Source organism: Neorhizobium huautlense (assembly GCF_002968575.1).
In the GTDB taxonomy this organism is placed as follows: domain Bacteria; phylum Pseudomonadota; class Alphaproteobacteria; order Rhizobiales; family Rhizobiaceae; genus Neorhizobium; species Neorhizobium huautlense.
In genome coordinates this window covers 1-3463 of sequence record NZ_PVBM01000071.1, presented here as the reverse complement: position 1 = coordinate 3463, position 3463 = coordinate 1, and the positions used below count along the sequence as shown (strand labels likewise).

Annotated in this window: 4 protein-coding genes and 1 tRNA gene; 2 read left to right on the top strand and 3 right to left on the bottom strand. The window is 57.7% G+C overall.

The annotated features are described in order from the left end of the window. Positions 1-640, bottom strand: a 640-nt coding sequence (locus C5L12_RS28295) for a hypothetical protein (protein ID WP_205839399.1), incomplete at its 3' end; no start/stop codon positions are given. Positions 641-831: 191 nt separating this feature from the next. After that, positions 832-1353, bottom strand: a complete 522-nt coding sequence (locus C5L12_RS27505) for a MarR family winged helix-turn-helix transcriptional regulator (RefSeq protein ID WP_105375146.1) — start codon at positions 1351-1353, stop codon at positions 832-834. 246 nt (positions 1354-1599) lie between these two features. Here C5L12_RS27505 and C5L12_RS27500 point away from each other — a divergent pair, with 246 nt between their 5' ends. Next, positions 1600-2805, top strand: coding sequence for an MFS transporter (locus C5L12_RS27500; protein ID WP_205839398.1), 1206 nt, complete (start codon positions 1600-1602; stop codon positions 2803-2805). Continuing rightward, positions 2802-2978 carry a hypothetical protein gene (locus C5L12_RS28290; RefSeq protein ID WP_157949145.1) on the top strand — a complete coding sequence of 59 codons (177 nt, stop codon included), beginning with the start codon at positions 2802-2804 and terminating at the stop codon, positions 2976-2978. Before C5L12_RS27500 ends, C5L12_RS28290 begins: the two co-directional genes overlap by 4 nt. A 358-nt stretch (positions 2979-3336) precedes the next feature. Here the strand turns inward: C5L12_RS28290 and C5L12_RS27495 are convergent. Next, a tRNA-Met gene (locus tag C5L12_RS27495) sits at positions 3337-3413 on the bottom strand. Positions 3414-3463 lie beyond the last annotated feature (50 nt).

The following is a 3463-nucleotide window of genomic DNA, read 5'->3' as shown; positions in this document are numbered from 1 at the left end:
CTGCCACGGCATCGGCGTGCTGCGACGTGAACTTCGGCTCGCTCCACATAATTCCGGCGCGATCATAGGCACAAGCGCGGGTAAGGCGTGCGACGCTGTCATGTACCTTTGCCCACGAAAGCGTCCCGTAATTGTCCAGTCCCGCTTCAAGAATGACGGTCGGCGATCCTTGGCCATGGCAATCAAGGTGGATATTACGTCCTCCAACGTCAATCAGTCTGCCCGGAGGCGGGTATTTTGCCCTGGCCCAATGCCGCGACAACACCTCGTAGGCGCTACCCACCGCAACCGGCAGAACGACCAGTGCAACCAGGCAGAAGGAAACAAGCTTGAGCAAGAGCTTCATATGAACCGGCGGGAGGGTCGAGAGAGCTTCAGGGCCATTATACGGCTCCGTAAGAGAGGACATACTATTGCGAAGACGTTCATAGTTCAGGTCTCGGAACGCGCCGGCATCGGGCATAGCTGGAATGGATAGCCTATAAGGGTTTGACCATCCGACTAGATTCGGCCACGAAACCCTGAGGCGCGCAAAAGTTGATAGCGCGCCTGTTCCCTCGGCTTCCTCAACAACGTCGATGATGGCGACGTGGCCGCAGGCTTCATCAGTTACTCCATCGCGGCGCGGGATCAGATGCATCCAAGCGCTCGGTCTTCATCTGTTACAGCAAGGAGGGTCAGAGAGCCCGGAGCGGCCTCCTCCAAGGTTGAGGCCACGAATCTCTCCTGGAAGTCTTTCATTGACCTACCGTGGCTTGCAGAATTTTACGATGACCTTCGCAGGCGGCTCACCCCACTGGCATGCCTTCGGAAGGACCGCTCCTGGCGCATTCACCGTGATTGTGTATGTCGTAAGCCTGCAAGAAGCTTAATGGAAAGAGCGTTGAACTGATGTTGCTCGGCCATTGTTAATCCTGCCAGCGCCAGGCGCTCGTTTTCGACATGCTTCGCAAGGATCCCGTCGATCAACGAGACACCTTTGGGGGTCAAAGCCACCAGTGTACCGCGTCGATCGGTCGGATGGTTTCGTCGCTCCACCAAACCCTCTCGTTCAAGGCGATCTATACGAGCCGTCATTCCACCTGAAGAGAGCATTGCGGATTCATAAAGCCGGGTGGGGGTGAGTTCGTAGGGTGCGCCCGAGCGCCGCAATGTTGCCAAGACGTCGAACTCCCCGCTTTGTAGGCCATGCTCCGCAAAAAACGGAGTGAGACGATCGCGCATGATGATCAGCGTGATCTCTCCGAGACGGCCGAGCACCTCCATCGGAAAGGGATCAATGTCAGGACGCTCCCTCCGCCATTGTTCTGCTGCAGCAGCTGCGGGATCCAAGCTGTTAATAGGCTCACTCATATTCGTGCCTCGATTCTACGAATGTTCGCGATGATTCAGCCGTGTAGGGGCCGGTGTTGTCATGGCCGGTCGCGGATCCACCTGTGGCATGTCGGGCTTTCTGTTCTCGGAGCATCGGTTCAGTCCGTTGGTTTTTAATCCTGCGCAAGCACGCAACTCATCGACGCCGTCGTATAAAACTGTTGATGCTTTCAACCATGTCATTTATCTCGATGTCAAGATTCTTAATAGCAAGAGATATAGAACGTGCTCCAACATCAAGATGTGCAACCCAAAAGCTATGAAACATCCTCCGCTTCGAACACCCTTTCGATAATCGCCGTTGTCGCCGTTGCGCTGAACTTGCGGCCGGCACTTGCGGCTTTGGGCCCCGTTCTCGACCGGATCGAAGCAGGATCGGGCCTGACATCGACTGGCGCTGGGGCGCTGACGACGCTTCCGGTTTTTCTAATGGGATTGGGCGCCCTCGCCGGCTCTCCCCTGCAGCAATCGATCGGGGATAGACGCGGCATTGCCCTGGGAGTAGCGATCATTGCGCTTGCCTGCATTTCGCGGCTCCTCTGGTTTTCCAGTGCCGGGCTTCTTGCCAGTGCAGCAGTATACGGTCTCGGCATTGCTGCCGTTCAAGCGTTGATGCCCGGATTCATCAAGCGGGTATTCCCGTTGGACGCAGGGCGCGTCATGGGATTGTACTCAACCGGCATCATGGGGGGCGCAACCATGGCAGCCGCGACTGCGGCTGGTTTGTCCCGTTTCGTAGGTTGGGAAGCGATGCTGGGGCTGTGGGGGCTGCCTGCTCTCCTTGCCCTTGTTCTGTGGAAAGGAGCATCCTCTTCGGATGCCTGCGTGAAACAAACGGCATCCCGTCAAACCGTGGGTCGATCACCGTTGAAAAGCGGCAAAGCCTGGCTCCTGCTTATCTTCTTTGGCGTCGGTACGGGCGCCTATACGCTTGTCCTGGCATGGCTACCACCTTTCTATATTCAACTGGGGCGCAGCGAAGATATTGCCGGCTATATGCTCGCGGGTCTTACGCTGATGGAGGTTGTCGCCGGTCTTGCTGTATCGGCTTTAATCAACCGCTTTCCTGATCGGCGGGGACCGCTGGCCACCGCACTTTTCGCCATTCTCGCCGGCCTGATCTGCCTCATCACCATGCCACTGACTATGGCACTTCCCGCAATGATCCTGCTTGGACTGGGGATCGGCGCGCTGTTTCCTCTGTCGCTGATCGTGACGCTCGACCACGCCGACGAACCGGCGAGTGCCGGCCGCCTCTCGGCCTTCGTCCAAGGAGGCGGCTATATTATCGCAAGCGTCATGCCCTTTGCGGCCGGCTGGCTGCGCGGCCATTCAGATGATTTGTCACAAGCATGGGTCATGATGGCTCTCGGGATCGGTCTGCTTATCTTGCTCGCGATGCGTTTCGCTCCCGAAGAGCGCATCGTTTGACTGCGTCCGCGGCAAGGCAGCAGGCAGCGCTCTACATTGCAGAAGCCATTTCCTGGAACGATGATCGTTCCGGCCTGATGCAGATCGAATTTAATGCCTGTCGCTGTGACCGTCAGGCCACCGCAGGCATGAAGAACCCGATCCTCGGGAAGGCATCGAAGCGAAAGCAGTAGTCAATGTCGGCCTGCTCAAAAGCGCGGTTTCCGCCGTCAAGACCATGCTGTCAACGCGGGAGTGTGGGGTGGAGGAAAGCTGGAGATCGATTGCCAGTTGGTGCAAAAGGTGGTCATTGCGCCATCGGCAGATGGCAAGACGGCGGAATCATTCACGGCCTCCTTGCCGCTATTCTGGCTGCCCAGGAAGCGTGGCGCGAGGTTTCGCGGGAACTGCGGGATCAGCAAGCGGCGGAGTTTGTCCGTAGACGTTCCGTTGGGGAGTTCAAGTCACTAGCGGACAAGACAAAATTCCTGCGCCGCTGCGAAGCCTTGCTGGCCGAGCGTGAGCAGGAATGGATGCTGTTACAAGTCTCAGTGGTTGCGGGGGCAGGATTTGAACCTGCGGCCTTCAGGTTATGAGCCTGACGAGCTACCGGGCTGCTCCACCCCGCGTCACCAAGAATACGGACCTTTGAGGCCCGGAAGCAAGTCAGGCGCGAGCC

What these genes read in the sequence shown, in the direction of transcription:
- C5L12_RS27505 (WP_105375146.1), bottom strand. Translation starts at nt 1,353, where the DNA reads ATGAGTGAGCCTATTAACAGCTTGGATCCCGCAGCTGCTGCAGCAGAA.